The sequence below is a fragment of the Myxococcus sp. CA039A genome (genome assembly GCF_013336645.1).
In the GTDB taxonomy this organism is placed as follows: domain Bacteria; phylum Myxococcota; class Myxococcia; order Myxococcales; family Myxococcaceae; genus Myxococcus; species Myxococcus llanfairpwllgwyngyllgogerychwyrndrobwllllantysiliogogogochensis.
This window is the reverse complement of record NZ_JABUMQ010000109.1, coordinates 1-15054: the sequence shown is the minus strand read 5'-3', so window position 1 is coordinate 15054 and position 15054 is coordinate 1. Positions and strand designations below refer to the sequence as shown.

The 15054-nt window shown below is 67.8% G+C and carries 14 protein-coding genes and 1 tRNA gene; 3 read left to right on the top strand and 12 right to left on the bottom strand.

Annotated elements, in window-relative coordinates; all coding sequences use genetic code 11:
* Positions 1-69 precede the first annotated feature (69 nt).
* The 4 genes from HR086_RS19580 to HR086_RS19565 form a co-directional block, all read right to left on the bottom strand.
* Complete coding sequence (locus HR086_RS19580; RefSeq protein ID WP_174462474.1) at positions 70-1428, bottom strand: 3-oxoacyl-ACP reductase; 1359 nt, start codon at positions 1426-1428, stop codon at positions 70-72.
* 14 nt (positions 1429-1442) lie between these two features.
* The gene (locus HR086_RS19575; protein ID WP_174456782.1) at positions 1443-2729 is read right to left on the bottom strand and encodes an acetyl-CoA C-acetyltransferase; all 1287 of its coding nucleotides are present in this window, start codon (positions 2727-2729) and stop codon (positions 1443-1445) included.
* A gap of 198 nt (positions 2730-2927) precedes the next feature.
* Entirely contained in the window at positions 2928-3515 is a 588-nt protein-coding gene (locus HR086_RS47970; RefSeq protein WP_174456783.1) for an imm11 family protein, read from the bottom strand.
* Between the two features lie 9 nt (positions 3516-3524).
* Positions 3525-4817: an AHH domain-containing protein gene (locus HR086_RS19565; protein ID WP_174466357.1), complete on the bottom strand. Its 1293-nt coding sequence runs from the start codon at positions 4815-4817 to the stop codon at positions 3525-3527.
* A 145-nt stretch (positions 4818-4962) separates the two neighbouring features.
* Here HR086_RS19565 and HR086_RS19560 point away from each other — a divergent pair, with 145 nt between their 5' ends.
* Positions 4963-5442, top strand: coding sequence for a hypothetical protein (locus HR086_RS19560; protein ID WP_254626383.1), 480 nt, complete (start codon positions 4963-4965; stop codon positions 5440-5442).
* A gap of 54 nt (positions 5443-5496) precedes the next feature.
* Here the strand turns inward: HR086_RS19560 and HR086_RS19555 are convergent.
* Positions 5497-5571, bottom strand: a tRNA-Thr gene (locus HR086_RS19555).
* Positions 5572-5882: 311 nt separating this feature from the next.
* Between HR086_RS19555 and HR086_RS19550 the strand changes: the two genes are divergently transcribed.
* A complete protein-coding gene (locus HR086_RS19550; protein ID WP_174466356.1) occupies positions 5883-7433 on the top strand; it encodes a Glu/Leu/Phe/Val dehydrogenase in 1551 nt (516 codons plus the stop codon).
* A gap of 165 nt (positions 7434-7598) precedes the next feature.
* Here the strand turns inward: HR086_RS19550 and HR086_RS19545 are convergent, their stop codons facing one another.
* Positions 7599-7958, bottom strand: a complete 360-nt coding sequence (locus HR086_RS19545) for a PilZ domain-containing protein (protein ID WP_141643206.1) — start codon at positions 7956-7958, stop codon at positions 7599-7601.
* Positions 7959-8127: 169 nt separating this feature from the next.
* Between HR086_RS19545 and HR086_RS19540 the strand changes: the two genes are divergently transcribed.
* Positions 8128-8766: a DUF6066 family protein gene (locus HR086_RS19540; protein ID WP_141643205.1), complete on the top strand. Its 639-nt coding sequence runs from the start codon at positions 8128-8130 to the stop codon at positions 8764-8766.
* Between the two features lie 24 nt (positions 8767-8790).
* Here HR086_RS19540 and HR086_RS19535 read toward each other — a convergent pair whose 3' ends face one another.
* From HR086_RS19535 to HR086_RS19510, 6 genes are all read right to left on the bottom strand, one after another.
* Entirely contained in the window at positions 8791-10251 is a 1461-nt protein-coding gene (locus HR086_RS19535) for a trypsin-like peptidase domain-containing protein (protein ID WP_174466355.1), read from the bottom strand.
* A gap of 61 nt (positions 10252-10312) precedes the next feature.
* Entirely contained in the window at positions 10313-10951 is a 639-nt protein-coding gene (locus HR086_RS19530) for a nucleotide exchange factor GrpE (RefSeq protein WP_141643203.1), read from the bottom strand.
* A 98-nt stretch (positions 10952-11049) separates the two neighbouring features.
* Complete coding sequence (locus HR086_RS19525; protein ID WP_174456787.1) at positions 11050-11292, bottom strand: RNA polymerase sigma factor region1.1 domain-containing protein; 243 nt, start codon at positions 11290-11292, stop codon at positions 11050-11052.
* 108 nt (positions 11293-11400) lie between these two features.
* A complete protein-coding gene (gene ftsH, locus HR086_RS19520) occupies positions 11401-13416 on the bottom strand; it encodes an ATP-dependent zinc metalloprotease FtsH (protein ID WP_174456788.1) in 2016 nt (671 codons plus the stop codon).
* Between the two features lie 176 nt (positions 13417-13592).
* Positions 13593-14528: a hypothetical protein gene (locus HR086_RS19515; protein ID WP_174456789.1), complete on the bottom strand. Its 936-nt coding sequence runs from the start codon at positions 14526-14528 to the stop codon at positions 13593-13595.
* Position 14529: 1 nt separating this feature from the next.
* The gene (locus HR086_RS19510; protein WP_141643200.1) at positions 14530-14937 is read right to left on the bottom strand and encodes a (deoxy)nucleoside triphosphate pyrophosphohydrolase; all 408 of its coding nucleotides are present in this window, start codon (positions 14935-14937) and stop codon (positions 14530-14532) included.
* Positions 14938-15054 lie beyond the last annotated feature (117 nt).

Genomic DNA, 15054 nt, shown 5'->3' with positions numbered 1-15054 from the left:
GAGCGACGTGTCGCCCCAGGTGTTCGCCCTCCATGCAACCGCGCCCGGCGAGAAGCGCGCCCGAGTCACTCAGGCGCCGACGAGGCCCTGTCCACAAACACGCAAGGTATTGCCCGTCACCCCGTATGCCCCGGGACTGGCGAAGAAGGTGATGAGTTCCGCCACGTCGCGCGGCTGGCCGCCCTGTGACAGGGAGTTGAGCCGGCGGCCCACCTCGCGCGTCATGAGAGGCATCTTCGCCACCATGGCCGTCTCGATGAAGCCCGGAGCCACCGCGTTGGCGCAGATGCCACGCGGCGCGAGCGTCGGCGCGAGCGCCGCCACGTAGCCGATGAGAGCGGCCTTCGTCGCCGCGTAGTTCGTCTGCCCGAAGTTGCCCGACACGCCACTGATGGAGGAGAGGTACACGAGGCGCCCTTCGTCCCGCAGCGCACCGGAGGCAAGCAGCGCTTCGTCGGCGGCGATGATGGCGGCGAGGTTGACGGACAGCACCTGGTCCCACGCCTCGGGCGTCATCTTGGCGATCGTGCGGTCACGGGTGATTCCCGCGTTGTGCACCACCACGTCCACGCCGCCGTGGCGCCCTTGCAGCTCCGCCACGAGGCGTGCGGGCGCATCGGGGGCCGTGATGTCGAGCGCCAGGGCCTCTCCGCCCACACGGGCGGCTGTGGCCTCCAGGGCATCCTGGAGCGCGGGCACGTCCAGGAGAACCACACGAGCCCCCTCCTGCGCGAGGCGCTCGGCCGTGGCCGCGCCGATGCCTCGCGCGGCCCCGGTGACCAACGCCACCTTCCCTTTCAGCGCGGCCACCATGAGCGCCGAAACCACGGGGCGCACGGAGGACGTCACTCGGGCCGCCTGTCCGGAGACATAGGTGGCCTGCACGCCGCAGAAGAAGCGCACGGGCCCAGCGAGCCGGTCTTCGGCACCCCGCGCGACGTAAGCGAGGTTGGCCGTGGCACCGCGCCGTCCCACTTCCTTGCCCAGGCTCCGCACAAAGCCCTCGGCACCACGCGCCACGGCGGCCGCCGCGGGCCCCGGTGCCTCCTCGGGAAGCCCCACGAGCACCAGCACACGCGAGTTGCGCGCCAGTCGCGGCACCGTCACGTGGAAGAAATCGTAGAGGGCGCGCAAGTCAGCCGGGGTGGAGAGCCCCGTGGCGTCGAAGAGCGCCACATCCACACCTCGGCCCTCCTGCTCCGGCAACACGTCCAGCACGCGCGCGCCTCCGCCCGAGAGCGCGCTCCGGGCAGCCTCCGTCGCGAAGCCACCGGGTGCCGTGCCCAGCAACACCACACGGTCCACGAAGGGCTGTGCCACCCAGCCTTCCTTGGCCCGTGCCAGCGGCGGCGGGGTCGGCAGACCCAGCGCCCTCACGAGCCCTCCCGTCACGGGGTTGTTCGCCAGCGTCATCAGCTTGTCGGCCATGAAGTCGTCGCTCCCTAGGTTTCGAGGATGGCGGTGACGGCCTGACCGCCCGCCGCGCAGATGGAGATGAGGCCCTTCTTGCCGGAGCCCGCCTCGGACAATGCCTTGGCCAGCGTACCCACGATGCGACCGCCCGTGGCGGCGAAGGGATGTCCGGCCGCGATGGAGCTGCCCTTCACGTTGAGCCGGTCACGCTCGATGGCCCCCAAGGCCCCCGGAAGCCCGAGCCGCTCGCGACAGAAGGCGTCCGACTCCCAGGCAGCCAGCGTGCACAGCACCACGGAGGCGAAGGCCTCGTGAATCTCGTAGAAGTCGAAGTCCCCCAGCGCGAGCCCGCGCTTCTGGAGCATGCGGGGGACGGCGTAAGCGCCGCCCATCAAAAGCCCCTCGCGCTCGTCGACGAAGTCGACCGCGGCCACCTCGCCCGCCGACAGATACGCGAGCACGGGCAGTCCGCGCGCACGCGCCCACTCCTCACTGGCGAGCAACACGGCCGAGGCGCCATCGGTCAACGGGGAGGAGTTGGCCGCGGTGATGGTGCCCTTCTCGCGGTCGAAGGCGCCCGGCAGCTTCGCCATCTTCTCCAGGGTGGTGTCCGGCCGCAGGTTGTTGTCGCGCGCGAGGCCCTGGTACTGCATCACCAGGTCGGAGAAAAAGCCCGCGTCGTAGGCACGCGAGAGGTGCTGGTGGCTCGCCAGCGAGAGGGCGTCCTGGGCCTCGCGGGTAATGCCATACCGGTCGGCCGTGCGCTGGGCATGCTGGCCCATGGACATGCCCGTGCGAGGCTCGGCGTTGACGGGAATCTCCGGCACGAACGCGCGCGGGTCGAGCAACTTCAGGGCCGCCGCGATCTTCGCCCCCTGCGTCTTCGCGCCGTTGATCGCCATCAGCGCGCGCTGCATCCGCCGACTCACGGCCACCGGAGCGTCCGACGTGGTGTCGGTGCCGCAGGCGATGCCCGCGTCGATCTGCCCGAGGGCGATCTTGTTCGCCACGAGGATGCAGGCCTCCAGGCCGGTGCCGCACGCCTGCTGTACGTCATAGGCGGGCGTGGCGGCGTCCAGCCCGCTGGACAGCGTGCACTCCCGCACCAGGTTCCAGTCGCGCGAGTGCTTCATCACCGCGCCGCCGACCACCTCCCCCAGCCGGACGCCGCCCAGGCCCGTGCGCTCGACGAGACCCCGCAGGACGTCCGTCAGCATGTCCTTGTTGGAGAGGCGTGCGTACGCGGTGTTGCTGCGGGCGAAGGGAGTACGGAGGGCCGCGACGATGGCGACCCGGCGGGGAGGACCGTGGTTCATGGGGCGTTCCTATCAGCCGACGCTCGGCGAGGACACACCCGCGCGCAGCCAAGCCACGAGCGAAACCTCGAAATCCAAGAGGGCCGACTGCCTCGCGGCAACCGATGAGGGAATCGCGCCCCTGTGAAATAGCAGTACGGGTCGGTCAGTTCCGCCGCGCTCCGAGGGGCCCCTCTCCTCGGAGCTTGTCATCAACCATCAGAACGACTCGGGCGTTCCGGCTACGCGCTCGAACGACACCCCGAGGTTTCCTACCCCTTCGAGTGCGTTCTTGATGTCCTCTGAAACAACGAACGCAATCTTGAACTTCTTCAACCGAAAGACATGGGCGCCTTCAGTCTTCGAGGGGTCTATTCGCAGTCCGTAGATCCAGTTGTACTCTCCTTCATATTCAGGGACTGAGTCGTCCTTGTCATAGTGATGAACCTCCCGGCACCGTGCCTCGTCTATGGCATCAAGGACCTTGGTTGCATTGACGACGAAATACAATTCGGGCGCTCCGTCCACCGTCACCGGAAACAGTTGGACGTCATCAGGAGCCAGTGTTCTGAAGACATTCGCGAGTGCTTCGCTGACGATGGGAGTTCCCTCTACCCCTGCGAACACGAACGTGCGCTTCGTCCCGGGATGTGAAACTTGCGCCTTGATGGGTCCAGGGTGTGGAAGGACACGACCATCCGCGAACATCCAAGGCTCGTCAAATGCCTCACCAGAATCCCGTATCGGCGTCTTTAGAAGCCACTGGGGCACATCGCCAAGTCTCACCCAATAGAAGTTCCGTTCCACCCTACCCTCCTACTTCACGATGAAACTGCGCAATTCTGAGCCCTGTGTAAGCAACTCATCTGCAATCTTCGCGAGTTCCTTCATCAAACTGGCCCGGCAGCTCTCCGCCGTTCGGCAGCGCGCAACAGAACGAGTGAGGCGCTGAAGCACCTCATTGTGATAAAATTCGGGGTGAGGCCCCTCGTGCCCATTGAGCCGGACCTTGTTTGCAGCGTCCTCAAGAGTCATCCCGGCCTTCTTGAAGACCTCCTCGCACCTCGGCGTCCAAGGCCCCCCGGTAGTGTCTGCGATGGGGTTCTTGTTCGTGCAGATGTGATGAACGGGCCCGACCTCGTCACCGGGAATCCGCCCATCCGAGTACATCGCCAGGGCGGCAGCAGCTCCGGGCGCCAGAGCGACGTTCAGAACACCAGCGGCGGGCATCGCGATTGACGACACGCCGCCGTTCAGCGCCGCCCCGAGCTGGAATCCCGCCTCGGCCTGTCCTCGAAGCGCAGCCCGGGCGAAGCCGGGAAGCCTTGGCCCCTGGGACGCCATTGCGCTCTTTCCACCGAGGGCCGCCGTGACGAGCAGCACGAGGACGCGCGTGCCATTCGTCCCCAACACCCGTCCGAAGCGGTGGCCGATGTCCTGTAGCTCGATGACGCTCATTGCCCTGCCCGCATCATCCCACAACTGGACGAAACCTCGCCCGATCTCCCAGACCGGCACCACTCCGAGATAGGCCACCATCGCCGCCGTCAGGGTCACCGCGATGACCTTGGTGACGGGCTCGGGCAAGGTCATCGTGAGAAGAACGCTCAGCGCCGCCGAGGTCACCATGGCCTTGAGCGCCGCGGGGTTGAGCATCTTGCCGAGTTCTCCCTCCACAGCCTCCCATACAGCATCGAGCGCGAAGGACAGGGCCATGAGCGTTCGGTCCTTCCTCGAGAACGTAAGCCCCGTCCCTCCGACCAGGGACAAGCAACCATCCGAGTCGGGACAGATGCGCGCGTACAACGACTCGGGTGAACTCCCCGAGCCGGAATCCGCGAGACCGTTTGAGGAGGCAAGCAGCGTCCTGGACCGCACCCATCCTCGCTCATCTGCCGCTTCAGCCTCTCGGAACGCAACGTCCATCCTCAAGTCGAGGATGAGCTGCGTGAGGGCAGACTTGAACTCCTCCTCGTTCACCTCGACTGGGTCAACGTCCACCGATTTGTGAATGACTCGCTGACCATTCCCAGCATCAATCTGGACGACACGAGGGGTCGCACACCCCGACGCGAGCAGCAGCAGACCAACCACTGCAATCAACCTCATGGAATCCCCCAAAGGAACCCTTGAGCATCAGGGCGCCATATCCTGACTTTGGGGTCTGACAAATCCAATGAGAGCCCTGGAGTCCTGTCGCTCTGAACTCATCCAGCACGCCTTCAATTCCTATCACACTGGCGTCTGTCTGGGCTTGCCTTCCTACAAGGCGCTGGGACCTGGGGCACAGACGCGAACTCCATCGCCAGCGCCCATCCCCGGCCTCTGGTTCGGCCTCTTCAACCCGACGGTGCGGAATCGCGTGACAGCGGACATCCATCTCATCGGGGCCCCGTATGACGCGACCGACCCCGACTGGCTGTTCCGGGAGCGGTGGGGCAAGGGCACGCCCGACTCGGGCTCCACCGTCCTCGATTCCATCTACCAAGTCGCCTATGGGCACGAAGCCGGGCTCGGCAACGACGCCGAATATCCCCTGGCACTGGCCTATGCCGCGCTCGCTGTCCGGCATCTCGCACGGCGCATGGGTCCGACGCTCCTTGGGGACGCCACCCAGCGAGTCCTCAACGTCGGCTTCGACTCCGGCGACTTCCTGTGCATCGGCGCCATCCAGAAGGACGGCCTCATCTTCTCTGAAAGCAGCGAGGTGATGGCCCCCTGGAAGGGAGGATGACCCCGAAAGCAAAAAGGGCCGGCTGCCTCGCGGCAACCGACCCTTTTCACTGTTTGGAGCCGACACCCAGGCTTGAACTGGGGACCTACTGATTACGAATCAGTTGCTCTACCACTGAGCTATGTCGGCGGAAGGCGGCGCGCTGAGTACCATCGCGTTCGAAGTGGGGCAAGGAGAAATGATGTGCCCCTTCTTTTTGATTCTGAACACCCTGCTTCGAACACCAACGAACGGCGCTGGCACCGCGACAACGATGACACAGTGCATCCGCCGTGGGTGACACAGCGCGTTGCCATAAGTACCCGTCATCGCTCCGTTTTTCGGGACGGGAGGTGGGCGCCACGGCGGTTGACCCCCTGTGTCGCATATGCGCATAAGGGCCCCGCTATCCCCGCGTCCCCGGCCCCATGTGGCTGGGACCACAAGGAGCCACTTTCATCATGGCCAGCGAAGAGAACTTCATGCGCGCTCCCGCGCCCACGCCGAAGCGCACCGTCTACACCGAGGCGATGGAGATCTTCCATCGGGCGGCGGACCTCATCAAGCTGGACAAGCGCGTCCGCCTGGAGCTGGAAGAGCCCGACTACGAGCACATCTTCTACGTCACGGCGAAGCTGAAGGACCGCCTCGTCCCCCTCATCCCCGAGCGGGCCAAGACGTTCGCCGACCTGCCCGAGACGCAGGTGCGCAACAAGGAAGGCCTGGAGCTGCTCGCCAACGGCAGCATCATCCTCAACGGCCGCGCCCTCCTGGGCTCCGACGTCGCCATCCGCCAGGGCCACCTGCGCCTGCCGGACGGCAAGGTCTACCAGCTGGTCCCCGGTGAGTCCCAGCGCTTCAAGGCCTACCGCGTCCAGCACAACCAGGCCCGTGGCCCCTACAAGGGCGGCCTGCGCTACCACCGCGAGGTGTCCCTGGACCTCTTCAAGGCCCTGGCCGCGGAGATGACCTGGAAGACCGCCATCGCGGAAGTGCCCTTCGGCGGCGGCAAGGGCGGCATCCAGATTGACCCGCGCGAGTACGGCCGCGAGGAGCTGGAAGCCATCACCCTGCGCTTCATGTACCGGCTCAAGAGCCTCATCGGGCCGAACATCGACATCCCCGCCCCCGACGTGGGCACCAACCCGGAGATCATGGCCCTGCTGTACCGCCAGTTCTCCGACGGTGAGCGCGAGCGCCACAACCTGCGCGGCATCGTCACCGGCAAGGACGTCCGCATCGGCGGCTCCGAGGGCCGCGGCAAGGCCACCGGCCAGGGCGTCGCGTTCTGCATCGAGGACTACTACGCCGACCGTGGCGAGAGCGTGAAGGGCAAGACCTTCGTCCTCCAGGGCTTCGGCAACGTGGGCAGCCACGCCGCCATCATCCTGGGCGGCATGGGCGCGCGCCTCCTGGCCGTCAATGACTCCGACGGTACCATCTACAACGGGGACGGCATCGACGTGCAGGCGCTCACCGCCTACGTCCAGGACCCCAAGAACCTCAAGCGCAGCGTGCTGGGCTTCCCCGGCGCCCAGAAGATCGAGAAGAAGGACCTCTGGGAAGTGCAGGCGGACATCCTCCTGCCCGCCGCGCTGGGTGGCGAAATCACCGCCGAAATCGCCGAGCGCCTCAAGGTCAAGCTCATCGCCGAGGGCGCCAACGGCCCCACCACCCCGGAAGCCGACCGCGTCCTCCAGAAGCGCGGCATCGAGATGATCCCGGACATCATCGCCAACGCCGGCGGCGTGACGGTGAGCTACTACGAGTGGATCCAGAACAAGCGCATGGAGCGCTGGAGCGAGGCCGAGGTCGACCAGCGCCTGGAGCGCGCGATGAAGCGCAACTACCGCATCATCCGCGACATCTCCCGCAACCAGCCGCGCAAGACGGACATGCACGACAGCCGCGGCTACTGCGCCGGCGAGGCCGTGGACTCCCGCTGCGCCGCGATGATCCTCGCGCTCAAGCGCATCGAGGCCCACTACCTCCTCGAGGGTTTCTCGCAGTAATCCGGGCGCGCTTTCCGCCCCCCTGAAACACCAAGGGCACGGCTCCTCTCCTCGAGGACCGTGCCCTTGTCATGCGTGGTGGGTGCCTCGGAAGTCGCCCCGTCGTGGCCCCCTGTCACGGGAGCGTCGGGCCACCCGGGCCCTTCCGGGCCCCCACACGTCACCTCAGTGCATCACCCGCTCGCGGTCCACCAGGAGCAGGGGCGCGTCGTCGTGCGTCTCGTACGCCACGATTCGCAGGCCCACGCCGCGGCTGCTGCCCTCGCGCCCGTCCTTGCGGCCAAACGCCAGCGCCACCTGGTAGCGGACCTCGCACAGGCACGTCATCTCCGTGCCGTCCTCGCCGGCGAAGGTGACCTTGAGCTTTTCTCCAAGCCCCACCTGGTCCCGGACTTCCACGAACATGCCGCGAGCGCTGATGTTGCGACCGACGCCCCTCATCATCCCGTCCTGGGTGGTGAGGTAGACGGTGAAGACCTTGTCGAAGCGCAGGTGAGTACGACGCTCTTGCGGACGCTCGAACACTGGGGGTGCCTCCCGGCAACAGGTGGTGACAGGCACACCCTACATGGTAGCCATATGTAGGCAATTTATTTACCTACATCCACCCCTGCCCACCTACGAGAAGGCATCCCCGGGATTTCGCGGGACATGGCACCATTCCCCTCCCCCCAAAGCCCTGGAGTTCTCCGTCTTGAGCCGCCTTCTGGTCGCCGTCGCCGCCCTCCTCCTGCCCACCCTGGCCCTGGCCGACGTGGACGCGCGCTTCGCCAAGCTGCGCGACGAGTCCGAGCCCCTGGGCGGCCTGGGGGCCTTCCTGGAGAAGTACATTGGCGCGTGTGAAGGGGCGCTGGTGGACCCGCAGTGCAAGTCCCAGGCGGAGGCGTTCCGCAAGAAGTACCAGGGCAAGCAGCTGTACATGATTGTGGTGGAGGACGACGCCAGCATGCTGTCGCCGGGCCCGTACTCTCCGGTGACGGGCGAGTACACCATCAACATCACCCCGTTCTTCCCCGGTGGCCGCTACGCGATGACTCACGGCGCCCCGAAGAAGTCGGACGGCAACGGCAACCCCGTGCTGCCCTACCTCACCGTCACCGGCACGCTGCCGGACGGGTGGAACGGACAGATCTTCTCCCGCATGTTCTCCATGCGAGGGGTGCGCGCCCAGGTCGTCTTCACGCCGCAGGGTGTGTGGTCGCTGCCGAAGAAGGGCGGCGGGAAGAACTACGGCGTGACGGCCCGCATCGAGGGGCTCATCGTCACCGAGGGCCGCACCGGCACGCAGCTCGGCCTGTGGCTCAACGGCAAGGACGCCAACGCGAGCCGCTAGGCCCGCGTCACGGACTGACTCCCTCTAGCGGGCGATGGCCACGTACTGGAGGGAGTCGCCCCGCTTCACCCGGAGCAGGATGCTCGCCCCGGAGCTGCCCCTGGACAGCGCCGCGCGCACCCCGGCCGCGTCCTTCACCCGCTTGCGGTTGACCTCCGTCACCACGTCCCCCGCGCGAAGGCCCGCCTCGTCCGCGGGGCTGCGCGGCGTCACCGCCGACACGAGCGCCCCCGCCCAGGCCTCCTGCCCCAGCGGCGCGGCCACGTCCGGCGTCAAATCCCGCAGCGCCAGCCCCAGGTCCTCGTCGCTGGACGTGCGTTGGACCAGCCCCTCCGTGGCCTCCTGGGCGGGACGCTCCACCAGCCGCACGGTCACCTCCTCCTGCTTCGCCCCCGGGCGCAACAGCGTCAGCCGCGCCTCCGAACCCGGCGCCAGCAGCGCCACCTTGCGAAGCAGTTGGAGATAGGAGCCGATGGTCCGCCCGTTCACCGCGACCAACCTGTCGCCGGAGCGGATGCCCGCGGCGTGAGCGGGACTGCCCCGGAAGACGTCCTTCACCAGGGGCGCGCGCCGCTCGCCGCTCTCCCGGTCATCGTTGACGACCACGCCCAGCCAGCCGCGCTCCAGCTTCCCGTTCTCCCGCAGGTTGGGCAGCAAATCCTTCACCAGGTTGATGGGCACCGCGAAGCCGATGCCCTGCCCCTGGCTGATGATGGCCGTGTTCACCCCCACCACCTCGCCCTTCATGTTGAAGAGCGGCCCGCCGGAGTTGCCCGGGTTGATGAGCGCGTCCGTCTGGATGAAGTCGTCGAACTGGCCCACGCCCAGCACGCGCTCCTTGGCGGAAATCATGCCGTGCGCCACCGAGTGGTCCAGGCCAAAGGGGTTGCCGATGGCCACCACCCAGTCCCCCACCTCCAGCCGGTCCGAGTCTCCGAGGAACAGCGCCGGCAAATCCCCCATGTCGGAGCCGCTCAGCCGCAGGAGCGCCACGTCCGTGGACGCATCCCGACCGACGACCTCCGCGGAGAACTCGCGGCCGTCCGACAGGCGCACGGCGATCTTGTTCGCCCCGGACACCACGTGGCTGTTGGTGACGACCAGCCCGTCCGCCGTCAGCACGAAGCCCGAGCCCGTGGAGCGCTTCATCCCCGCGAGCCCGCTCTCCCGGGGGCTCACCGTGATGATGTTGACGACGCCCGCCTCCACCGCGCGAATCAGCGGCGCCAGCGACGTGGGTGGCACGAAGTTGGGAAGGCCCGGCTCACCGGCCGGGCGCTCGCGCCACAGCCCCATGGCGCCCGCACGGCCCTCGCCATTGCCTTGATAGGTGAACCAGGCGGCGTGCTCACGCACACGCGCCTGGAGCCAGGGCCCCACCGGACCCTCCTCTTCGGCACCCGCCGTCAGAGGAGTCACCGCCAGGACGAGCAGAACGGACAGCAGTCGAGAAGACACGGAGTGGCAGCTTATACGGCGACGCATGGCGAGCGGCGGGAACAACCCACGCCGCCGCCGTCTTCCGCGTTTTTCGAGCAACCGCCCGTCACGCCTGGGCGGGGGCCACGTACTTGGCCACCTTCACCCGGGCGGGGCGGATGACCCTGTCCTTCAGCCGGTAGGCCGCTCGGAACTCCGCCACCACCTTCTGGTCCTCGTCCGGGGAGGTGGTGATTTCCATGTCCGTGGCTTCCGCCACGTTGGGGTCATACGGCTGCCCCACGACAGTGACGCGCTCGATGCCCATCCCCTGGGCCTTGGCCAGGAGCGAGTCGCGGATCATCCGCACCCCCTGGGCCAACGCGGAGGAGTCCTGCGCGCTCATCGAGAGGGCGCGGTCCAGCTCGTCGATGGCCTCCAGCAGCGACACGGCCACGTTGCCGCGCTCCACGTCCATCATCCGCTCACGCTCGCGGGTGAGACGCTGCTTGAACTCCTCGCGGTCCTTGTTCACCGCCTGGTAGGCGCGCGCCAGTTCGTCCACTCGACGGCGGGAGGCTTCCAGGTCCGCTCGCAGACGCTCCTTCTCCGCGTCGGCGGCCTCGGACACGACGTCATCGGCGGGGGCCCGAGCCTCGGCTTCCTCGGAGCGGGCAGCGGCCTCCCCGGCGTCTGGGCCCGGCGGACCTCCGCCGTTGGCGTGCTGGGCTTCCTGGGATGCGTCGGTGTGGGAATTGCCGGACATGTCGAACCTGAAGTCGAGGTGTGAAGGCGCTCGTGCGCGGGTAGGCTTTCCTGGCCGCAACCTAACCGCGCGCGAGGGCGTGTCAACGCGAGGGGGAGCTAGTGCTCCTGGGGCGCGGGCGTCTCGGCCATGAACCCATGGTCGATCTGCCCCGTCACCTCGTCGATGATCTCCACCTGAGCGGCCCGCAGCGAGTAGTAGAGGAGCCAGCGCTCCGCCGCCGTCAACGTCCCGGCTGGCAGTGCCTCCTCGATTTCCTGAACCGTGAGCCGCCCTTCCTTGAGCCCCTTCGCGAAGAGAGCCTTCCGGGCCAGATAGCTCTTGCCGATCCTGTTCTCCACGGCGTCGCCTCCTTTAGGTCTCAAGATAATTTCGCCCCCCGGACACCGCAGGAATGTGCGGTGGCGGGGGGCGTGGGCCAGGCCGGAGGGCAGGCGCCCGGACGTCCGTTACGAGTCCAGGGGCTTCTCCGCGTGCTGCGTGGGCGGAGCCTCCTCGTTGGTGTTCACCGGATGCGCGGAGATGACCTGGCGGGCCTCGGGGTGCAAGAGCCCTCGCTGGGCCAGCACCTTGGGGCCGAGGATGCCCGTCATCGTGTCCTCCTCCACCACCTCCACGGCGAGCAGCCGCGCGGCCAGGGCCTCCACCTTGTCCCGGTGATGGGTGAGCACCTCCCGGGCCCGGTCCAGGGCCTCGCTCACCAGCTTGCGGACCTCCTCGTCGATCATCCGCGCCGTCTGCTCGGAGTACGTGCGCGATTCGGGGATGCCCGCGGAGCGCAGGAAGTTGGGGCCATGGTCGGCGCTCAGGGCCACGGGGCCCAGGGTGCTCATGCCGTAGTCCCGCACCATCAGCCGGGCGACCTCCGTGGCCTGACGGATGTCATTGGAGGCGCCCGTGGAAATCTCTCCGATGAAGATCTCCTCCGAGGCGCGCCCGCCCATCATCCCCGCCATCTTGTCGCGCAGCTCGTCCAGCGACATGAGGTAGCGGTCCTCCAAAGGCAGCGACATCGTGTAGCCGAGCGCCGCGAGCCCGCGTGGAATGATGGAGACCTTCGTCACCCGCTCGGCATGCGGCAGCATCCAACCCACCACCGCGTGGCCCGCCTCGTGGTGCGCGACAATCTCCTTCTCGCGCTCGTTCATCCGGCGGTTCTTCTTCTCCAGGCCCGCGACGACGCGCTCAATCGCTTCCTCGAAGTCCGCTCGCATCACCGCGTCGCGGTTGCGTCGGGCCGCGAGCAGCGCCGCCTCATTCACCACGTTGGCCAAATCCGCGCCGGCGAAGCCTGGCGTGCGCGAGGCGATGGTCCTCAGGTCCACGTCCGGGCCCAGCTTCACGCCGCGGGCGTGGATCTCCAGCACCATCTCCCGGCCGCGCTTGTCCGGACGGTCCACCAGCACCTGCCGGTCGAACCGGCCCGGCCGCATCAGCGCGCTGTCCAGGATCTCCGGACGGTTGGTCGCCGCCAGGATGATGAGGCCGGCGCGGCTGTCGAACCCGTCCATCTCCGCGAGCAACTGGTTGAGCGTCTGCTCGCGTTCGTCATGACCACCCGCGACGCCCGAGTTGCGGCTCTTGCCGATGGCATCCAGCTCGTCGATGAAGATGATGCAGGGCGCCTTGGCGGTGGCCTGGGCGAACAAGTCCCGCACGCGGGCCGCGCCCACGCCCACGAACATCTCCACGAACTCCGAGCCGGAGAGGCTGAAGAAGGGCACGCCCGCTTCACCCGCGACCGCTCGCGCCAGCAGCGTCTTGCCCGTGCCTGGAGGTCCCACCAGCAACACGCCCTTGGGGATGCGCCCACCCAGGCGGCGGAACTTCTCCGGCGTCTTGAGGAACTCGACAATCTCCTTCAGCTCCTCCACCGCTTCGTCCACGCCGGCCACGTCCTTGAAGCCCACGCCGGTGTCCGCCTCGGCCTGCACCTTGGCGCGGGTCTTCCCGAAGCTCATGACGCTCTGCGGGCCCTGACCGATGCCTCCGGCCACCCGCCGCATCATGAAGCTCCAGAAGAGGAAGAACAGGCCCAGGGGCAGGAGCCAGATCCACAGCGCTTCGCCCAGCCCCGACTGAGGCACGGCCTCGAACTGGACACCCTTCTGCTCCAACAGGGGGACGAGCGTCTCGTCACCCTGGACCCGATACGCCATCCACGGCAGCGCGCTGGGCTCGCCTCGCAGCGGGCGCTCACCCTGCGCGGGCGGCGGTGGCTGCGCGGTGTCCTTGAGGAAGCCCTTCACCCACTCGTTGGAAATCTGGACCCGGCTGAAGTTGCCGGACTCCACCGCGTCGCGGAACTGGCTGTAGCTCACCCGCCGGACGCCCGCGTCCTGGAAGACGTTCCGGAAGAGTAGGAAGCCCAGGACGAGCAGCAGGATGTAGCCCAGCGGTGAGCCGAACTTGAACCCCTTGCCCGGCGACCCTGGCTTCTCGGACTTCTTTCCCCGCGGGCCCATACCCGGCGGGAGCTCCTGTGGCTTCATCGTCGGCACGCTCGCCCTCCCCCTCCCCGCGCATTCGGGCCCCGTGCCCGGATGGCGTCACACTCAGCCGGGCAAAGATGTTCACCGCCGGCTGACCGTCAACCCGCTGGCTCGGCTTCACGCCACGTACCGACTCAGGAGTCGCGAGATCAGCGACACCCCACCCGCCACAAGGGTTGACCTGTGAACTCCGTGCCCAGGAAATACCCCTGACCGTCCGGCAGATAGGCCACCGCCTCCGCCTGGGCCTGGCTCCCGGCCGGCACCTCGACGAGAGCGCCCTTCAACAGCGACTCGACATCCGTCGCCCCCGACTGTCGCAGCTCCCACACCCGCGAGTAGGTGCGCACCAACAGGCGCTGGCCGGAGGGATGCAACGACGCGGCCGTCGAGAGCCGATCCACGCCCCCGGGGACCTCCAGCGTGCCCAGCTTCGTCGCCTGGATGACGGTGCCGGGTGACAGGCCGTCCAACGCGAAGACGTCGCCCAGAGAACGGCGCGTCTTGGTCAGGACGACCAGGCGCCCCGAGCGCGCGTCCATCACCAGCGCCTCCGCGTCATGCGAGCCGTCCGGATAGGTGAAGGGCAGCACCTCCACCGGCACGGTGGCGTCGCCGAGCGTCTCCGGCTCTGGCACCCGGAACAGTCGCACCTGCTCCCGCAGCTCGAAGTTGTCGCCGATGTCCGCCAGGAACACGCACGTGCGGGGCTCGCCTGGCGCGCACGGCCCCACCGCCACGTCCTCCACATCCCGAGGCTCGGCGCCGGTGAGCTTCAACCGGGCCCGCACCCGGCCCGCCTCGTCGATGGCGAACACCTCGAAGTCGTTGCCGGAGTCGTTGTGGGCCCAGAACACGCCAGGGTGGCGGACGCTGGCGGCCAGTCCGGACAGCTCTGGCAACTCGTCCGGAACCACGCCCGCCTGCTGGGGGACACCGTAGGCCACGCAACCGGGAACACCGACCGCGGGTGCCTGGGTGCCGGCGTCCTCCTGGACCGCCACCTCGGAAGGAACGGGCTTGGGACGCGAGCAGGCGACCCACCCCACGCTCAACAGCAGGGCCCAGGTCCAGCGGGGCGCCACGTCAGGTGTCCAGGTCCAGCAGCTTCGCCAGGGTCTTCGCGTCCGCGTCGGGGAAGCGGTAGTGCGACATCTCCTCCAACGTCACCCAGCGGTGGTCATGCACGCGCAGGTGGCGGATGTGGTGCTCCGACTCCGCCAACTGGCAGCGGAACACCCGGAAGTCGATGTCATAGGTGGGATACTCGTGGCGGGTGTGCATGACCTGGTCGAGCACCTCCACGGCCACGCCCATCTCCTCCTGGATTTCCCGCGCGAGGGCCGAGGAGTCGCTTTCGCCCTCCTCCACGCGGCCGCCGGGGAACTCCCACAGCAGGGGCAGCGATGCGGTGGGGGGACGCTGGGTGATGAGGTAGCGTCCCTCCTCGTTCTCGAGCATCGCGCCGACGACTCGGACGTGGCGACGGGCCATTCGCTTCTCCTGTCTCCTGGGCAGGCCAACGGGGAGGGGCGGCCTAACACAGGCCCCCGCCCGTCGCCAATGCCACTGGCCCCCCTCCGCCAGCGTGCGCACGGCGCAGGCAGGCGC